General features: G+C 72.5%; 17 protein-coding genes and 1 pseudogene. 10 read left to right on the forward strand and 8 right to left on the reverse strand.

Annotation, left to right across the window (positions count from 1 at the left end):
* Window positions 1–41: 41 nt before the first annotated feature.
* The 3 genes from V1634_RS31225 (at window position 42) to V1634_RS31235 (ending at window position 2,226) form a co-directional block, all read left to right on the forward strand.
* Complete coding sequence (locus V1634_RS31225) at window positions 42–1,130, forward strand: UDP-N-acetylmuramate dehydrogenase (RefSeq protein ID WP_331211305.1); 1,089 nt, start codon at window positions 42–44, stop codon at window positions 1,128–1,130.
* Between the two features lie 131 nt (window positions 1,131–1,261).
* Window positions 1,262–1,612 (forward strand): PadR family transcriptional regulator, encoded by a 351-nt coding sequence (locus tag V1634_RS31230; RefSeq protein ID WP_331211306.1) that lies wholly within the window; start codon window positions 1,262–1,264, stop codon window positions 1,610–1,612.
* Window positions 1,609–2,226: a DUF1700 domain-containing protein gene (locus V1634_RS31235; protein WP_331211307.1), complete on the forward strand. Its 618-nt coding sequence runs from the start codon at window positions 1,609–1,611 to the stop codon at window positions 2,224–2,226. The genes V1634_RS31230 and V1634_RS31235 overlap by 4 nt, the downstream gene beginning before the upstream one ends.
* A gap of 30 nt (window positions 2,227–2,256) precedes the next feature.
* Here the strand turns inward: V1634_RS31235 and V1634_RS31240 are convergent, their stop codons facing one another.
* Both V1634_RS31240 and V1634_RS31245 read right to left on the reverse strand, forming a co-directional pair.
* Entirely contained in the window at window positions 2,257–3,180 is a 924-nt protein-coding gene (locus tag V1634_RS31240) for a class I SAM-dependent methyltransferase (protein WP_331211308.1), read from the reverse strand.
* A 3-nt stretch (window positions 3,181–3,183) separates the two neighbouring features.
* Entirely contained in the window at window positions 3,184–3,963 is a 780-nt protein-coding gene (locus tag V1634_RS31245) for an SDR family oxidoreductase (RefSeq protein WP_331211309.1), read from the reverse strand.
* Between the two features lie 184 nt (window positions 3,964–4,147).
* Between V1634_RS31245 and mshA the strand changes: the two genes are divergently transcribed.
* A complete protein-coding gene (gene mshA / locus V1634_RS31250; protein ID WP_331211310.1) occupies window positions 4,148–5,521 on the forward strand; it encodes a D-inositol-3-phosphate glycosyltransferase in 1,374 nt (457 codons plus the stop codon).
* A 38-nt stretch (window positions 5,522–5,559) separates the two neighbouring features.
* On the forward strand, window positions 5,560–6,084 hold the full coding sequence (locus tag V1634_RS31255) for a type III secretion system chaperone family protein (protein ID WP_331211311.1): 525 nt from the start codon (window positions 5,560–5,562) through the stop codon (window positions 6,082–6,084).
* A 91-nt stretch (window positions 6,085–6,175) separates the two neighbouring features.
* Here V1634_RS31255 and V1634_RS31260 read toward each other — a convergent pair whose 3' ends face one another.
* Window positions 6,176–6,304, reverse strand: a complete 129-nt coding sequence (locus V1634_RS31260; RefSeq protein ID WP_331211312.1) for a hypothetical protein — start codon at window positions 6,302–6,304, stop codon at window positions 6,176–6,178.
* Window positions 6,305–6,356: 52 nt separating this feature from the next.
* Between V1634_RS31260 and V1634_RS31265 the strand changes: the two genes are divergently transcribed.
* Window positions 6,357–7,397: a hypothetical protein gene (locus tag V1634_RS31265; RefSeq protein WP_331211413.1), complete on the forward strand. Its 1,041-nt coding sequence runs from the start codon at window positions 6,357–6,359 to the stop codon at window positions 7,395–7,397.
* A gap of 348 nt (window positions 7,398–7,745) precedes the next feature.
* Here V1634_RS31265 and V1634_RS31270 read toward each other — a convergent pair whose 3' ends face one another.
* The 3 genes and pseudogenes from V1634_RS31270 to V1634_RS31280 form a co-directional block, all read right to left on the reverse strand.
* On the reverse strand, window positions 7,746–8,552 hold the full coding sequence (locus V1634_RS31270) for a M23 family metallopeptidase (protein WP_331211313.1): 807 nt from the start codon (window positions 8,550–8,552) through the stop codon (window positions 7,746–7,748).
* A gap of 39 nt (window positions 8,553–8,591) precedes the next feature.
* Window positions 8,592–9,116 carry an ArsR/SmtB family transcription factor gene (locus V1634_RS31275; RefSeq protein ID WP_331211314.1) on the reverse strand — a complete coding sequence of 175 codons (525 nt, stop codon included), beginning with the start codon at window positions 9,114–9,116 and terminating at the stop codon, window positions 8,592–8,594.
* A 310-nt stretch (window positions 9,117–9,426) separates the two neighbouring features.
* Window positions 9,427–10,648: pseudogene (locus tag V1634_RS31280) on the reverse strand (MDR family MFS transporter); the annotation flags it as partial.
* Between the two features lie 151 nt (window positions 10,649–10,799).
* Between V1634_RS31280 and V1634_RS31285 the strand changes: the two are divergent.
* Window positions 10,800–11,603 carry a phosphoglyceromutase gene (locus V1634_RS31285; protein WP_331211315.1) on the forward strand — a complete coding sequence of 268 codons (804 nt, stop codon included), beginning with the start codon at window positions 10,800–10,802 and terminating at the stop codon, window positions 11,601–11,603.
* A 53-nt stretch (window positions 11,604–11,656) separates the two neighbouring features.
* Here V1634_RS31285 and phoU read toward each other — a convergent pair whose 3' ends face one another.
* Window positions 11,657–12,301, reverse strand: a complete 645-nt coding sequence (gene phoU, locus V1634_RS31290) for a phosphate signaling complex protein PhoU (protein ID WP_331211316.1) — start codon at window positions 12,299–12,301, stop codon at window positions 11,657–11,659.
* 216 nt (window positions 12,302–12,517) lie between these two features.
* On the opposite strand from phoU, the gene V1634_RS31295 reads away from it, so the two are divergent.
* Window positions 12,518–13,801 (forward strand): sensor histidine kinase, encoded by a 1,284-nt coding sequence (locus V1634_RS31295; RefSeq protein WP_331211317.1) that lies wholly within the window; start codon window positions 12,518–12,520, stop codon window positions 13,799–13,801.
* 34 nt (window positions 13,802–13,835) lie between these two features.
* Window positions 13,836–14,519 (forward strand): response regulator, encoded by a 684-nt coding sequence (locus tag V1634_RS31300; protein ID WP_101369394.1) that lies wholly within the window; start codon window positions 13,836–13,838, stop codon window positions 14,517–14,519.
* Window positions 14,520–14,562: 43 nt separating this feature from the next.
* Here the strand turns inward: V1634_RS31300 and V1634_RS31305 are convergent, their stop codons facing one another.
* A complete protein-coding gene (locus tag V1634_RS31305) occupies window positions 14,563–15,462 on the reverse strand; it encodes a hypothetical protein (protein WP_331211414.1) in 900 nt (299 codons plus the stop codon).
* Window positions 15,463–15,542: 80 nt separating this feature from the next.
* Between V1634_RS31305 and V1634_RS31310 the strand changes: the two genes are divergently transcribed.
* Window positions 15,543–16,508: a Ppx/GppA phosphatase family protein gene (locus V1634_RS31310; RefSeq protein ID WP_331211318.1), complete on the forward strand. Its 966-nt coding sequence runs from the start codon at window positions 15,543–15,545 to the stop codon at window positions 16,506–16,508.
* The last annotated feature ends 51 nt before the right edge of the window (window positions 16,509–16,559 follow it).

Here is a 16,559-nt window from a genome sequence, read left to right on the forward strand (position 1 = left end):
CCGCCACCGGCCGGGCTGTCTCTCAGCCTAGGGTGAATGCTGTGCCAGACGTTAACGCCCGCCCGATAACCGCCGCCGACTCCGCCGATCCCGCACGATTGGCCGGTTATACGACCCTGCGGCTCGGCGGCGCGCCCCGGCGACTCGTCACCGCGACCCGAACGGATGAAATTCCGGCGAAACTGCGCGAGGCGGAGCTGCGGGACGAGCCGGTCCTGGTGCTGGCGGGCGGCAGCAACGTGGTGGTCGCGGACGAGGGCTTCCCCGGCACGGTGCTGCTGGTCCGGTCCCGGGGCTTCGAGGTGGTCGCCGAGGACGAGGCGGCGGTGACCATCCGGGTGGCGGCCGGCGAGCCGTGGGACGACCTGGTGGCGGCGACCGTCGAGGCCGGCTGGTCGGGGGTGGAGTGCCTCTCCGGCATCCCCGGGTCGGCCGGCGCCACCCCGATCCAGAACGTCGGGGCGTACGGGCAGGAGGTGGCGGAGACGGTCACCGGGGTCGAGGCGTACGACCGGCTGACCGGCGAGGTGACCCGGATGAGCGCGGCCGAGTGCGCCTTCGGGTACCGGTCCAGCGTCTTCAAGTACAACGACCGGTGGACGGTGCTCACCGTCGACTTCCGGCTGCTCCGCTCGACACTCTCCGCCCCGGTGCGCTACGCCGAGCTGGCCCGGGCGCTCGGGGTCGAGGTCGGCGACCGGGTGCCGCTGGCTGACGCCCGGGCGGCCGTACGCGCGCTCCGCGCCGGCAAGGGCATGGTGCTGGACCCGGCCGACCCGGACACCCGCTCGGTCGGGTCGTTCTTCACCAACCCGGTGCTGGACGCCGGGGCGTACCAGGCGCTGCGGGAGCGGGCCGCCGGGCTCGGCGAGCCGCCGTCCTGGCCGGGCGCGGGCGGCACGGTGAAGGTCAGCGCCGCCTGGTTGATCGACAAGTCCGGTTACCCGAAGGGTTACCAGGGGCCGGGCGGGGTGGCCATCTCCTCGAAGCACACCCTGGCGCTGACCAACCGGGACGGCGGCTCGACCGGTGCCCTGCTGGCGCTGGCCCGGGAGATCCGCGACGGGGTGCACGACCGGTTCGGTGCCACCCTGCACCCGGAGCCGGTACTGGTGAACTGCGCTCTCTGAGCCCGCGTCAACTGCGCTCTCTGAGCCCCGCGCCGGACCCGCCGTTCCGGGCCGGGCCCAGCGCGTCCCGGTTCCTTGCGGCGCAAGGTACCATGTCCCGCATGGTTACCCTCCACACCGGCCGTCGCTAGATGGCCGCGGCCAGACCCGAGGCGCTGCCCGGCCAACTCCGTCGCGGCACGTTGGAATACTGCGTGCTCGCGCTGCTCCGGCCCGGCGAGCGCTACGCCCTCGACCTCGTCCGCGAACTGGGCGCGGTCGACGGCATGGTGACCAGCGAGGGCACCATCTACCCGCTGCTGTCGCGGCTGCGCCGGGACGGTCTGGTGGAGACCGCCTGGCACGAGTCGCCCAGCGGACCGCCCCGCCGCTACTACCGGCTCACCGCCACCGGGCGGGACCGGCTCGACCAGTTCGTCGGCGAGTGGATCCGGTTCCGCGACGCGGTGGATTCGCTCGTCATCCCGAAGGAGACCAGATGAGCCCGACCACCCCCGACGCGCTCGTCCGAAACTATCTGCGCCGGCTGCGCGCCGAACTGGCGCCGCTGCCGGCCGACCGCCGGCAGGAGGTGCTCGACCAGATCGCCGAGCACATCGCCGTACGCCGGGCGGAGCCGGACGGGCAGAGCCTGGCCGAGGTGCGCGCGATGCTCGACCGGCTCGGTGATCCGGCGACCCTCGGCGCGGACGCCCGGGAGCGGTTCGGCGTGCCGCCCCGCCGCCGTGGCCCGCTGGAGACGCTGGTGCTGCTCTGTTGTGGGTTCGGCCCGTTCCTGGTGCTGGTTCCCGCCGTCGCCCTGCCGTCCGGGCCGGTCCGGCCGTGGCACGTCGTCCCGGTCGCCGTCGCGGCGCTGCTCTGGCTCTCCCGGTTCTGGCCGGTCCGGGACAAGCTCACCGCCACCGCGATGCTGCTCGGCTGCGCCGCCGTCTTCGTCCTGCTCGACCTGGTCGGCTTCCAGGACACCGGTCTCGGCTCCCTGGCCCTGCTGCTGGTGGCGCTCTTCGTGCCCTTCGGCGCCGCCACCTGCTATCTGGCGATCCGGACGTCCCGGCTCGGCACCGCCGCCCCGCCGGCCGCACTCGGCACCCGGTAGCCGGGTCGCACCCGTGCGGTGCGGGCGGGGCTACCGCGCCGGGTCCGGCCCGGGGGCGTCGGGTGGCGCCACCGCCGACCAGGCCACGGTCACCTCGCCGAGCCGCCACCGTGCCGGCCGGTCGAGTACGGGCCAGCCGGCCGCGCGGACCGCCTCGACCGTACGCCGCCAGCGCTGCCGGGGCCCGAAGGTGGCGTACGGGGCCGCGTCCCGCCAGCCCTCCTCCAGCGCCCGGATCAGCCCGTGTACGCCGGTGCCCGGCACGTTGTGGTGGATCAGCGCCTTGGGTAGCCGCTCGGCCAGCGAGGCCGGGCTCTCCAGTGTGGATAGTCGGGCGGCCAGGGTCAGCGAACGGGGGCCGGTCGCGTCGACGAGCAGCCAACCGGCCAGCCGGCCCAGCTCGTCACAGGTCCCCTCGACCAGCACGCCGCCCGGTTGCAGCGCCCCGGTCATCCTCCGCCAGGCCGGTACGACCTCCGGCACGACGTACTGCCGCAGCACGTTGAACGCCCGGACCAGCACCGGGCGGAGCCCGGCCAGCTCGAAGCCGCCCCGGTCGAAGACCAGTCCCGGCGGGTCGGCGGCGGGCGCGGCGGCGGCGACGCGTACCGGATCGATCTCCAGCCCGACCACCCGGACGTCCGGCCGGACGGCGGCCAACCGAGCCCGCAGCTCGACCACGGTGACCGGGCTGGCGCCGTAGCCGAGGTCCACCACCAGCGGATCGGCGGCGTCCCGGAGCAGGTCGGCGCAGGTCGCCGCGATCCAGTTGTCCACCCGGCGCAGCCGGTTGGGGTTGGTGGTCCCCCGGGTCACCGCACCGACCGGGCGGGCCGGCGCACCGCGAGCGGCCGGCGGCGCGGCACCCCGCCGGCCGGACGGCGGTGCCGGCCCGGCGGGCCGACCGGCACCGCCCGGGTCACCGGCGGCGCCGTCCGACCGCCGCGGCGGCATGGCTCACTCCCCGCTGTCGGTACCGACCCGGTGCACCTTGTGCTGGGCGGCCTGGGCCAGCGGCCGGACCACCAGCCGGTCCACGTTGACGTGCTGCGGTCGGGTGGCGCACCAGGCGATGCAGTCGGCCACGTCGTCGGCGACCAGCGGCTCGGCGACCCCGGCGTAGACCGCCGCCGCCCGCTCGGCGTCGCCGTCGAACCGGACCAGCCCGAACTCCTCGGTCCTGACCATGCCCGGGTCGATCTCGACGACCCGGACCGGCCGTCCACAGAGTTCCAGCCGCAGCGTCTCGGCCAGCGCCGTCTGGGCGTGCTTCGCCGCCGCGTAACCGCCGCCGCCCTCGTAGACGATCAGACCGGCGGTGGAGCTGAGCACCACCACGGTCCCGGCACCCGAGGACTCCAGGGCGGGCAGCAGCGCCTGGGTGACCCGGAGCGTGCCGAGCACGTTGACGTCGTACATCCACTGCCAGTCGGCGACCGAACCCGACTCGACCGGATCGAGGCCGCGCGCCCCACCGGCGTTGTTCACCAGCAGCGTGACCGGGCCGCCCAGCTTCCCGGCGGCGGCGGCCAACTCCGCGACCGACTCGTCCGAGGTGACGTCGCAGGGCTGTGCGGTCGCCGTACCGCCGGCCCGGCGGATCTGCTCGACCAGGGCGTCCAGCCGGTCGGCCCGGCGGGCGGCGGCGAGCACGGCAAAACCCTCGGCGGCCAGCCGGCGGGCCGTGGCGGCGCCGATCCCGCTGGACGCTCCGGTGACGATCGCGACAGGGGTCATCGGGACATTCTGGCCCAAGCCGTCCCGAGGCCGTGACCTGGGCCCGAATGAGGTCGGTCACCTCCTCGGGCACCCGGACGATTGGCGTTGGCCCGATCGGGAAGATGACACCCATCACGGTGGTTGCTCTGTGAGGTGACCCGGTCGTGCGGGACGGCGCAACACGTTGACAGAAGGAGCGGACGTGGCGGAACTGCACACCGGCGTAGCCCGGCAACGAGGTATCCAGCCGTGGCCGACGCCACGACGCATCGCGACCCTCTCCGTGCACACCTCACCGCTGCACCAACCCGGCACCGGCGACGCCGGCGGGATGAACGTCTACATCGTCGAGGTCTCCCGGCGGCTGGCCGAGGCCGGCGTCGAGGTCGAGATCTTCACCCGGGCCACCTCCAGCGACCTGCCGCCGGTGGTCGAGATGGCCCCGGGCGTGACGGTCCGGCACGTCACCTCCGGCCCGTTCGAGGGGCTGGCCAAGGAGGAACTGCCCGGCCAGCTCTGCGCCTTCACCGCCGGGGTACTGCGGGCCGAGGCCGCCCGGCCGCCCGGCTTCTACGACCTGATCCACTCGCACTACTGGCTCTCCGGTCAGGTGGGCTGGCTGGCCAAGGAGCGCTGGGGCGTACCGCTGGTGCACACGGCGCACACCCTGGCCAAGGTGAAGAACGCCCGGCTCGCCGAGGGGGACCGGCCCGAGCCGAAGGCGCGGGTGATCGGCGAGGAGCAGGTGGTGGCCGAGGCCGACCGGCTGGTCGCGAACACCACGGTCGAGGCCCGGGACCTGATCTCCCGGTACGACGCCGACCCGGACCGGGTCGAGGTGGTCCGCCCCGGCGTCGACCTGGACCGGTTCAGCCCGTCCCCGGCCGGTCGGGAGGAGACGGCCCGGCTCGCCGCCCGGCGCCGGTTGGGACTGCCCGAGCGGGGCACGATCGTCGCCTTCGTCGGCCGGATCCAGCCGCTGAAGGCGCCGGACGTGCTGCTGCACGCCCTCGCCGAGCTGCGCCACTCGCAACCCGAAGCGGCCGGGACGGTCACCGTGGTGATCGCGGGCGGACCGAGCGGCAGTGGCCTGGACCAGCCGACCTCGCTGATCGAACTCGCCGCCCGGCTCGGCGTCGGCGACGCGGTGCGGTTCCTGCCGCCGCAGACCGGCGACGACCTGCCGGCCCTCTACCGGGCCGCCGACCTGGTGGCGGTGCCGTCGCACAACGAGTCGTTCGGCCTGGTCGCCCTGGAGGCACAGGCCTGCGGTACCCCGGTGGTGGCCGCCGCGGTGGGTGGTCTGGTCACCGCCGTCCGGGACGGCAGCAGCGGAGTACTCGTCGACGGGCACGACCCGCGCGACTGGGCCCGGGTGCTCGGCGGCCTGCTGGCCGCGCCACGGCGCCGGGCCGAGCTGTCCCGGGGCGCGGTCGAGCACGCCCGCGCCTTCTCCTGGGCTCGTACCGCCGGCGGGCTGCTCGCGGTCTACCGTGAGGCGGTGGCGGAGTACCGTGACCGGCTCGCCTCGGAGCTGGCGGACGGTACCGCGGCGCTCCCGCTGGCGACCTGCTGAACGCGCGCGTGCCGCGAGCCGGACGGGAAGGGGCGGAGATGCAGTCTCGGGCGGAGATCGGTCGGCTGATCGAGGCGGTCTGTGCCGACCGGGAGCTGGCCTGCGAATCGACCGGCGAATACTCGTACGCGGTCACCCTGCCGGGCACGCACAAGCTCAAGACGGTCTGCAACCTGATCGTCGGGGAGCACTCGCTGCGGATCGAGGCGTTCGTGATGCGCCAGCCGGACGAGCGGCGTGAGGAACTCTTCACCTGGCTGTTGCAGCGCAACGCCCGGATGTACGGGGTGGCGTTCTCGGTGGACGCGGTCGGTGACGTCTACCTGACCGGCCGGGTCGGCCTGGCCGGGGTGACCGAGGAGGAGTTGGACCGGCTCTTCGGCTCCGTGCTGACGTACGCGGACGAGTCGTTCGACACCATGCTGGAGATCGGCTTCGGTACGGCGATTCGCCGGGAGTGGCAGTGGCGGGTCAGCCGGGGTGAGTCGTTGGCGAACCTGCGAGCGTTCGCGCACCTCTTCGAGCGTTCGGAGACGGAAAACTCGGGTTTGGACCGCCCCTGACGGGTATGCCCCGGCGGCGGCACCAGGATGTGGCAATGGCCGCGCCGCCTGCCGAGACAGACTGTCAGAGGGAGCGTGAGGATCTCATGGCTCAGCGGAACAGTTCCGGTCGCGGCGCAACCGCGACCGCGACGAAGCGCCGATCCAGCAGCAGCAGCCGATCCAGCAGCACGGGCGACATCAACGAGCAGAAGATCAGCTCGATGAAGGCCGACGACATCCGGGGACAGCTCAGAAAACGCGGCATTTCAGGCATATCCGCGCTGCGCAAGATGGACCTGGTGAAGAGCCTCGTCCGGACGTTGAGAGCCGAGAGCCGGGGCGGGACGACCGGCCGGAAGACCACGGCGGCGCCGGCCAAACGGGCGACCGCGAAGAAGGCCCCGGCCAAGCGGGCCACCGCGAAGAAGGCGCCGTCGCGTACGGTCGCGGCGAAGAAGGCCCCGGCCCGGAAGGCCACCACCGCCAGGGCGACCGCGAAGAAGGCGCCCGCCCGGAAGACGACGGCGAAGCGGGCGCCGGCCAAACGGGCGACCGCGAAGAAGGCCCCGGCCAAGCGGGCCACCGCGAAGAAGGCGCCGTCGCGTACGGTCGCGGCGAAGAAGGCCCCGGCCCGCAAGACGGTGGCCGCCGCCCGGAAGGCACCGGCCCGCAAGGCCGTGACCTCCGCCCGGACGACGAGCGGTGCCAAGCGGACCGGTGCCACAGCGGCCCGCAGGGCGACCGGCACCCGCGCCACCGGTCCAGCCAAGGCCAGCGGTCCGGGCAAGGCGACCAGTCCGGGCAAGGCGACCGGTCCGGGCAAGGCGACCGGTCCGGGCAAGGCGACCGGAGCCCGGAAGGGTACGACCGCCGGGAAGAGCACCACGGCCGCGCGCAAGACGACCGGCGCCCGGAAGTCGACCGCCGCGCCGGCCAGCAAGGCGGGCGGGGCCCGGAAAGCCAGCTCCAACGGCGGCGGTCAGTCCAGGTCGCTGAAGTACGCCCAGCCGATCTCCTCGCCGCAGGACACCCCGGAGCGTCCGGGGCGGAGCCTGGTGACCCGGGACCACGACGTGATCCGGCGCTGGGCGGAGGGCCGAAACGCCCAACCGGCGACGATCGAGGGCACCGAACGCGAGGGCCGGCTCGGCGTACTGACGTTTGACTTCCCCGGTTGGCGGGAAGGCGGACGACTGAAGCCGGTTAGTTGGGACGACTGGTTCCACACGTTCGACCTACGCCAACTGAATTTCATTTACCAGGAGCAGCTCACGGACGGGCGGCAGAGCAACTTCTTCCGTACCGAATCGCCGATGCGCGAGGACGGCTGACAATCCCGGCAGGTGGACCGGGAATGTCTCGGACCGCCCGGGGTGTTGCACCACAAGGCGCCGGAATATCGATCGTCCTTGGATGTGATGGGCGAGACAGAGGTACCGGCTTGTGCCGGTCATCCGGCGACAACTAACGTTATTGCACGCGCCACGCTCGGAAGCGTTCGGGGGAACGACAGATCGCGCAGATCTGTGCACCGGGCACTGGCGCTGGGGGACGGGTGGTAGTTGAAGCCGTTGGGGGACGGCGCACGCCACCTGTAACCGGCGGTGCGTGCGGGCGACGTTTACGGGGGTGAACGTCGCCCGCCGCCGCCGGTCCATCCCGTCCGGCCCAGGCGATCGTCACGTAGTCGCGGTGGTGCCGACCGAGAAGACCTCTCCGTTGGCCGGCACGCCGATTTCCCGCCAGGTGAATGGAATACCCCGAGCGATATCCAGATCCGGATTGTCCATCAACTGGAAGTGGACATGCGGTTCGGTCGAGTTGCCGGAATTCCCGCACTCCGCCACCGGCTGGCCGGTTCGTACCCGGTCGCCCGGTCGCACGAGCAGCGAACCCCGCCGCAGGTGCGCGTAGGCGGCGTACCGGCCGTCGCCGAGGTCCAGGATCAGATGGTTGCCGAGGATCTGCCCGGGGCCGGCGATCTCCCGGAACAGCCCCTCGAAGACGAGGTAGAGCAGGGCCGGGTACGAGTTGCGGCTGAGATGGTCCCGGTTGCGGTCGACGGCCCGCAGCACGGTGCCGTCGGCAACCGCCAGCAACGGTGCTCCGAAACCGGGGAAGTCCCGGTTGCGCCGGACCGGCGGCCACCAACCGAAGCCCGGACGCGGCCGGTCCGCCGGCTCCGCGACCAGGTCGATCGCGTACGTCTGCCCGTAGGCGCGCACCCCGTGGCTGGGTACCTTGCTGGTTGGGCTGTTCAGCGCCGTCCAGCGGCCCGCCACCGGCGGGTCGACCTCGACCGGCGAGTCGGACACCTGCGCCTGCGCCCTGGCGAGCATCCGCCCCATCACCACCCGCAGCGCGATGGCGAGCGCGATCGCCAGCCAGCCCCACAGTGACGTGAAGTCGAGGAAGAACCCGGCGACCAGGATCACCAGGAACGCCAGCCAGCAGCAGCGGTGCAGGATCGTCAGTGCCTTGAACATGGGAGTCTCCTCTCGGGCGTCGACGGGCCGCGCGGCCGGTCAGGCCCGGGCGATCGCCACCGCCACCAGCAGTGGCACGACGCGTCCGGGTGGCACCTCGTAACGCCCCCGACCCGGGCTCTGTAGCCAGCCGGCCGCGGCCAGTTGCCGCAGGTGGTGGTAGGCCTGTCCGGTCGTGCCGAGGCCGTCGAGCGCGGTGAGCTCGGCGACCGTACGCCGGCCGGCCAGGATCTCGCGGAGCAGGCGCAGCCGGACCGGGTGGCCGAGCGCGGCGAAGGAGTCCGCCAGATCGGTCCAGTCGCCCGCCTCGCCGTCGAGCAGTGCCTCGGTCGGCAGGCCGTACTGCCAGTCGTAGCGCTCGTGGCTGGGCAGCCGGACCGAGCCGGTGTAGAGCACTCCGCCCTGCTCGGCGCCGAGCGCCGAGAGTCGCGACTTCAGGCCGTCCAGGGCCCAGAAGTCGCCCTCCGGCGGCGGTGGCTCCGGCCGGGGCGCCGTCGCGGCCGGTCGTTCCTCCAGGGCGGCCAGCCGTCGTTCCAGTTCGGCGACCCGTTCCTCCAGCGTCACGTCTTCGATATTACGTAATTACGTAACTCAACGCCAGTTGCCGTCGCCGCTGGGTGTCGCGAGAAACTCCTGACTCAGACGCGGGCGGTGGCCGAGCGCCGTCCCGAGCCTGCCTCGTCGGCCGCCCCGGCGCCCGCCGCCTCCGGGCTCGCCGCCTCCGGGCTCGCCGCCTCCGGGCTCGCCGCCTCCGGGCTCGCCGCCTCCGGGCTCGCCGCCTCCGGGCTCGCCGCCTCCGGGCTCGCCGCCTCCGGGCTCGCCGCCTCCGACTGCGGTCCGGTCGCTCCCGCAGTCGGTCCCGTCGTGCCGAGCTCGGCTCCACGAAGTGCCGTGACCCGCCGTTCCCGGGCCGGCCCGGACAGCAGGTGGGCGGCCGCCACCACCCCGCCGAGCACCGCGCAGCCCAGCCAGAGCGCCGAGTTGCCGAACTGTTCCCGTACGAAGCCACCGGCGACCGGGGCGGCGAACGTCGCCACCGACCAGGAGAGCGAGAAGAGTCCCTGGTAGCGACCGCGCAGCGCCGCCGGGGACAACTCGGCGATCAGGGTGGAGTTGGATGGCGAATTGAGCATCTCGCCGAGAGTCCAGATCAACACGGTCAGCACGTAGAACCAGGCCGCGTCCGCGAACGCGGTCAGCCCGAAGCCGAGCCCGGTGATCAGGGCGGCCAGCGCCAGTACCCGGGAGCGGCCCCGCCCCCGGATCAGTCGCGGTACGAAGAGCTGCCCGGCCACGATCAGCACCCCGTTGACCGCGATCACGGCCCCGTACGTCGACGGCGACAGCCCGTCCTGGCCCATCGCGATCGGCAGCATCGAGATGTGCTGCATGAAGACCAGCGCCAGCAGGATGTTCAGCCCCACGAAACCGATGAAGACCCGGTCGCGCAGCGCGCTGCCCAGCCCGCCCCGGTGCGGTGCGACCAGCCCGGCCGCGTCAAGGCGGACCCGCCGCGTCTCGCCCACCCGCAGGAAGATGATCAGTGCGGTGCAGAGCATTGTCGCCGCGTCGACCACGAAGAGCAGCAGGTAGCTCGCCTCGGCGGCGAGCCCGGCCAGGATCGCGGCGCAGGCGAAGCCGAGGTTGATCGCCCAGTAGTTCAGGGTGAAGGCGCGCAGCCGGTCCCGTTCCGGTACGACGTCGACCATCATCGCGCCGAACGCCGGCCGGGCCCCCTCGGCGAACATCCCGAGCAGCAGCGCGCCGAGCGCGACCAGCCACAGCTCCCGGGCGAAGCCGAGCGCCAGCATCATCGCCGCCGCGCCCAGGTGCGCGGTGAGCAGCGTGGGCCGCCGGCCCCACCGGTCGGTGAGGATCCCGCCGGTGAGGGTGCCGACCGCCCCGCCGGCGCCCCAGAGCCCGAGCACGATTCCGGCCTGGAACTCGGAGAAGCCCCGTTCGGTGGTCAGGTAGATGGCCAGGAAGACGAGGACGAAGGAACCGAGCCGGTTGATCAGCGTGCCGGTCCAGAGGTACCAGAAGGTCCGGGGTAACCCGCCGGTGGTGTCCTGGAACCACTTCCCGACCGTTCGCATCCGCCGCCCCCGTACTTGTAATGACCGCGCATCGTGAGACGCCTTACGAAGCTAGTGCGGCGGGTCCGGCCTGGTCATCCCGTTTTCCACGTGTCGGTCGTCACCCCGGGTCGCCGCATGCCTTCCCGACGGGTCCGGCAGGATGAGTTTCATGACTGCGAGCACGAGTGATCGGCCGGAGGGAGCCGCGGTGGCGGGCGAGGGCGCCGCGGTGGGCACGTTGGTGCTGCTCCGGCACGGCGAAAGCGACTGGAACGCCAAGAACCTCTTCACCGGCTGGGTCGACGTGGACCTCACGGCCAAGGGTGAGAGCGAGGCCCGGCGCGGCGGCGAGCTGCTGCGCCAGCACAACCTGCTGCCCGACGTGCTGCACACCAGCGTGCTCCGCCGGGCGATCCGCACCGCCGAGCTGGCGCTGAACGCCGCCGACCGGCACTGGATCGCGGTACGCCGCTCGTGGCGGCTCAACGAGCGGCACTACGGCGCCCTCCAGGGCAAGGACAAGAAGCAGACCCTGGCCGAGTACGGCGAGGAGCAGTTCATGCTCTGGCGCCGGTCGTACGACACCCCGCCGCCGCCGATCGCCGACGGCGACGAGTGGTCCCAGGCCGGCGACCCGCGCTACGCCCTGCTGCCACCCGAGCTTATGCCGAAGACGGAGTGCCTCAAGGACGTCGTCGACCGGATGCTGCCGTACTGGTTCGACTCGATCGTGCCGGACATCCTCGCCGGCCGTACGGTGCTGGTCGCCGCGCACGGCAACTCGCTCCGGGCGCTGGTCAAGCACCTGGACGGCATCTCCGACGAGGCGATCGCCAAGCTCAACATCCCGACCGGGATCCCGCTGCGCTACGACCTCGACCGGTCGATGCGCCCACTGGTGACCGGCGGCGCGTACCTCGACCCCGAAGCGGCCAGGGAGGCCGCTGCCGCGGTCGCCAACCAGGGCCGCTGAGGTGTAAGGAAGGGCCCCTTCTTATACAAAAAACGATAAGAAGGGGCCCTTCCTTACACCTGGGTCTCGCCGGTGACGAGGTAGACGACCCGGCGGCCGGCGTTCACCGCGTGGTCGGCGTACCGCTCGTAGAAGCGGCCGAGCAGGGTGGCGTCGATCGCGGTCTCCACCCCGTACGGCCAGTCGTCGGCGAGCAGCACCGCGAAGAGTTGCCGGTGCAGCTCGTCCATGGCGTCGTCGTCGGAGTCGAGTTCGGCGGCGACGGTGGCGTCGGGCTTGGAGAGGACGTTCGTGATCTTGTCGGCGATCCGGTCCGCCACCCCGGCCATCTCGGTGAAGACCGGACGCAGCTCGGCGGGTACGGCCGGAGACGGGTGCCGGCGTACGGCCGTCTTGGCCACGTGGTCGGCGAGGTCGCCCATCCGCTCCAGGTCGGCGGCGACGTGCAGGGCGGTGACCAGGGCTCGCAGGTCGGAGGCGACCGGTGCCTGCCGGGCCAGCAGGTCACAGACCCGCTCCTCCACCTGTCGGTAGAGGGCGTCGATCTCCGCGTCCCGCTCGATCACGCCCTCGGCGGCCGTCCGGTCGGCGGTGAGCAGCGCCCGGGTGGCCTGCCGCATGGCGACCCGGATCGCCTCGGCCATGTCCACCAGCAACTGGCTCACGATGTTCAGGTCGATCCGGAATTCGTCGCGCATGATCACGTCCTGCTCGGAGGTGGCGGTTTCGCCGGCCGTGGCGGGTTCGCGCCCGGACGGTGGGGTGTCGGTCCGGACAACGGTAGGGGGATCCGGCGGCGCCGGGGTGAACATCGGTGAACGGCACCGGGCCGGCGGGTGAACATTCTCGGATGCCCGCGTGATTCGCCCGATTTTGCCTGGTCGACAGGTTAACGATGACCCTACGATCGCCGCGTGGAATGGGGGGTGGTCGCGGGCGTGCTCATCGGGCTATGCCTCGGCCTGTCCCTCGGTCCGCTCCGCCACCGGGTCGCCGGATGGCTCCCGGCCGGGCGCACCGTCACCGGCCGAGGCGGGACACGTAGCGACAGGAGGCTGGCGATAGGCACTGACGAGCAGGCCGGCGGGCTGCCGGGACTCGGCCGCAAGAGCCTCGACTCGCTCCGGGTCGGGGTGGTCGTCCTCGACGCACACGACGTCCCGGTCCTGGTGAACCCGGCCGCCCGGGCGATGGGACTGCTCCGGGTCGGCAGTACCCCGGGCACGGTCGCCGCGCACCCGATCATCCGTACCCTGGCCGGCCAGGTGCGGCGCACCGGGGTGCGCCGCGAGGTCGAGCTGGACCTGCCCCGGGGCCGCGAGGGTGGCATGTCCGATCCGCTCGGCGTGCACCTGCGGGCGATGGGGCTCGGCTCCGGTTACATCGCGGTCGAGGCGGCCGACGTGACCGAGTCGCACCGGGTCGCCCGGGTCCGCCGGGACTTCGTGGCCAACGTCAGTCACGAGCTGAAGACCCCGATCGGCGCGTTGCAGCTGCTCGCCGAGGCACTGCTGGACGCCACCGACCAGAGCACCGGAAACGGGACGCTGGACCCGGGCGAGGACATGGCGGCGGCCCGCCGGTTCGCCGAGCGGATCCAGCACGAGTCCACCCGGCTCGGCAAGCTCGTCAACGAACTGCTCGAACTCACCCGGTTGCAGGGCGCGGAGCCGCTGCCCGCGCCGGAGCCGGTCGCACTGGACTGGGTCACCGCCGAGGTGGTCGACCGGACCCGCACCGCCGCCACCGCCCGGCAGATCACCGTCGTGGTCGAGGGCGAACGGGACCTGACCGTCTACGGCAGCGACAGCCAGATCGCCACCGCGGTCAGCAACCTGGTGGAGAACGCGATCGCGTACTCGGCCGAGCGGACCGAGGTGACGGTGGCGCTCCGGAGTACCGGCGAACACATCGAGATCGCCGTCACCGACCAGGGCATCGGAATCGCCCCGGACGACGTGGGACGGATCTTCGAGCGGTTCTACCGGGCGGACCAGGCCCGGTCCCGGCAGACCGGCGGCACCGGCCTCGGCCTCGCGATCGTCAAGCACATCGCCACCAACCATGGCGGCCGGGTCGAGGTGTCGAGCACTCTTGGCGGTGGCTCGACGTTCACCCTTCGGCTTCCCGCGCGTCCGCCGGACGCCTTCCTGCCGCCAGCCCCGTCAGTTGAGATCGAAACCGGTTCGTTCGGATAGTTCCGAGCCGGACCGACACCAGAGAGGAAAGTCCGTGGCCCGCGTACTCGTGGTCGAGGATGAGGAGTCGTTTTCCGACGCCCTCTCCTACCTGCTGCGCAAGGAAGGATTCGAGGTCTCGGCCGCGGCGACCGGCACGGCGGCGCTGACCGAGTTCGACCGTACCGGCGCGGACATCGTGCTGCTCGACCTGATGTTGCCCGAGATGTCCGGTACCGAGGTGTGCCGGCAGCTCCGGCAACGCTCCCAGGTGCCGATCATCATGGTCACCGCCCGGGACAGCGAGATCGACAAGGTGGTCGGGCTGGAGATCGGCGCCGACGACTACGTGACCAAGCCGTACTCGCCGCGTGAGCTGGTCGCCCGGGTCCGGGCCGTACTGCGGCGGCGCGGCAACGAGACCGTCGAGCCGGGCACCCCGACGCTGACCGCCGGCCCGGTCCGGATGGACATCGAACGGCACGTGGTCACCGTCGACGGTTCCCCGGTGCAGCTTCCGCTCAAGGAGTTCGAGCTGCTGGAGCTGCTGCTCCGCAACGCCGGGCGGGTGCTCACCCGGGGGCAGTTGATCGACCGGGTCTGGGGCGCGGACTACGTCGGCGACACCAAGACCCTCGACGTACACGTGAAGCGGCTGCGTTCGAAGGTCGAGCCGGAGCCCTCCGCACCGCGCTTCATCGTCACCGTCCGGGGCCTCGGCTACAAGTTCGAGCCGTAAACCGGGGCATCCACGCCGGTCAGTGCCGGCGCATCCGCCCCGGTCAGCGGGGAGTGCCGCGCGGCCTGCGCTGCGGCGCCGGCCGCCGCCCGGCGGCGGCGGCCTTCGGGCTGGCCGGCTCCCGGCCACCCTCCTCGGGCCCGTCCAGCACCGGGTCGGCCCCGGCGGTCGCCGGATGCGTGGCCACCAGGCCGCGCCGCTCCCGCTCGGCGCAGAGTTCGGCCAGCTTGGCGTACGCCGGCTTGCCGATCAGCGCGGTCAGCTCCGGGGAGTACGACAGGTACATCGCCTCGGTGCCGACGTGCGCCTCCGGCGACGAGGTGCACCACCAGTCGAGGTCGTGCCCGCCCGCGCCCCAGCCCCGCCGGTCGAACTCGCCCAGCGTGCTGACCAGCACCTTCGTCCCGTCCGGACGCTTGACCCAGTCCTGGTCCCGGCGTACCGGCAGTTGCCAGCAGACGTCCGGCTTGTATTCCAGCGGGTGTACGCCGTCGCGCAGCGCCTGGGCGTGCAGCGCACAGCCGCCCCCGCCGGGAAAGTCGGCGTCGTTGAGGAAGACGCACGGCGCCTCCTCGCTGCGGGTCGCCGTACGCCGGGCCGGGGTCTCGCCGTCCACCGAGTCCATCTCGGTGTAGTTCTTGAAGCCCCGCCGGTAGTGCTGCCAGGTCTGCGGGGTGAGTCGCTTGACCGCCGACCGGACCCGCTTCTCGTCGTCGGCGTCGGTGAAGAACGCGCCGTGCGAGCAGCAGCCGTCGGCGGCCCGGCCGGCGATGATGCCGTGGCAGGTCTGGCCGAAGACACAGGTCCAGCGGGAGAGCAGCCAGGTCAGGTCGGCCCGGATCAGGTGCTCGGGGTCGGCCGGGTCGGTGAATTCGAGCCACTCCCGGGGAAAGTCGAGCGGGACCTCCCGGGCGCGCGGGTCGGCGGGGTCGTCCACCAGGATCCGGAGCTGGTCGCGTGCTGCTGCCACCCGGTCAGCCTACGCCCGCTATCCGCCCGCGACCTGCGTCTAGTGTCTTTGCCATGCGGCTCGGCGTGCTTGATGTCGGTTCCAACACCGTGCACCTTCTGGTCGTGGACGCGCATCACGGCGCCCATCCCTGGCCGGCGCACTCCGAGAAGGCGGTGATCCGGCTCGCCGAGCAGATCGGCCGGGACGGTGCGTTGACGGTCGCCGGCGCCGACGCGCTGGTCGCGGCGGTGAACGAGGCGAAGATGGCCGCGGCCCGGCTGACCGCCGACGATCTGCTGGCCTTCGCGACCTCCGCGGTCCGGGAGGCCACCAACGCGCCGGAGGTGCTGGCCCGGGTTCGGACCGAGACCGGGGTACTCCTCCAGGTGCTCTCCGGTGCCGACGAGGCCCGGATGACCTTCCTCGCCGTACGCCGCTGGTTCGGCTGGTCCGCCGGGCGGCTGCTGGTGCTGGACATCGGCGGCGGTTCGCTTGAGGTGGCGGCCGGGATCGACGAGGAGCCCGAGTTCGCCCAGTCGCTGCCGCTCGGCGCCGGCCGGCTCACCCGGGAGTGGCTGGAGGTGGGGCCGGAGAGCAACCACACCCCGTCGTCGGCGGCGGTCGCCAAGCTGGAGGCGTACGTCGAGGAGATGCTCGACACCGTGGTCGACGACACCGTCGAGGTCGGCTGGGACCGGGTCGCCGCCACCAGCAAGACCTTCCGGACCCTGGCCCGGCTGGCCGGGGCGGCACCCTCCTCGGACGGGCTCTGGGCGCCACGCAGCCTCTCCCAGACCGGGCTGCGACAGGTGATCGGCTTCATCCGGCACATCCCGCCGAGCAAGCTCGCCGAACTCGAAGGGGTCAGCGCCCGCCGGGCGCACCAGTTGCTGGCCGGGGCGATCGTGGCCGAGGCGGCGATGCGCCGGCTCGGGGTGGAGAACCTGGACATCTGCCCGTGGGCGCTCCGGGAGGGTGTGATCCTGCGCCGGCTCGATCTGCTGGAGCCGGCGCATGGGCGACGAGAACCGGCCTGACCTGGGCTTTCGTCCGCCACTGGGGCTTTGCGCCGGATCCGCGACCGGGTG

It is taken from the genome of Plantactinospora veratri (assembly GCF_036421995.1).
Lineage (GTDB): Bacteria > Actinomycetota > Actinomycetes > Mycobacteriales > Micromonosporaceae > Plantactinospora > Plantactinospora veratri.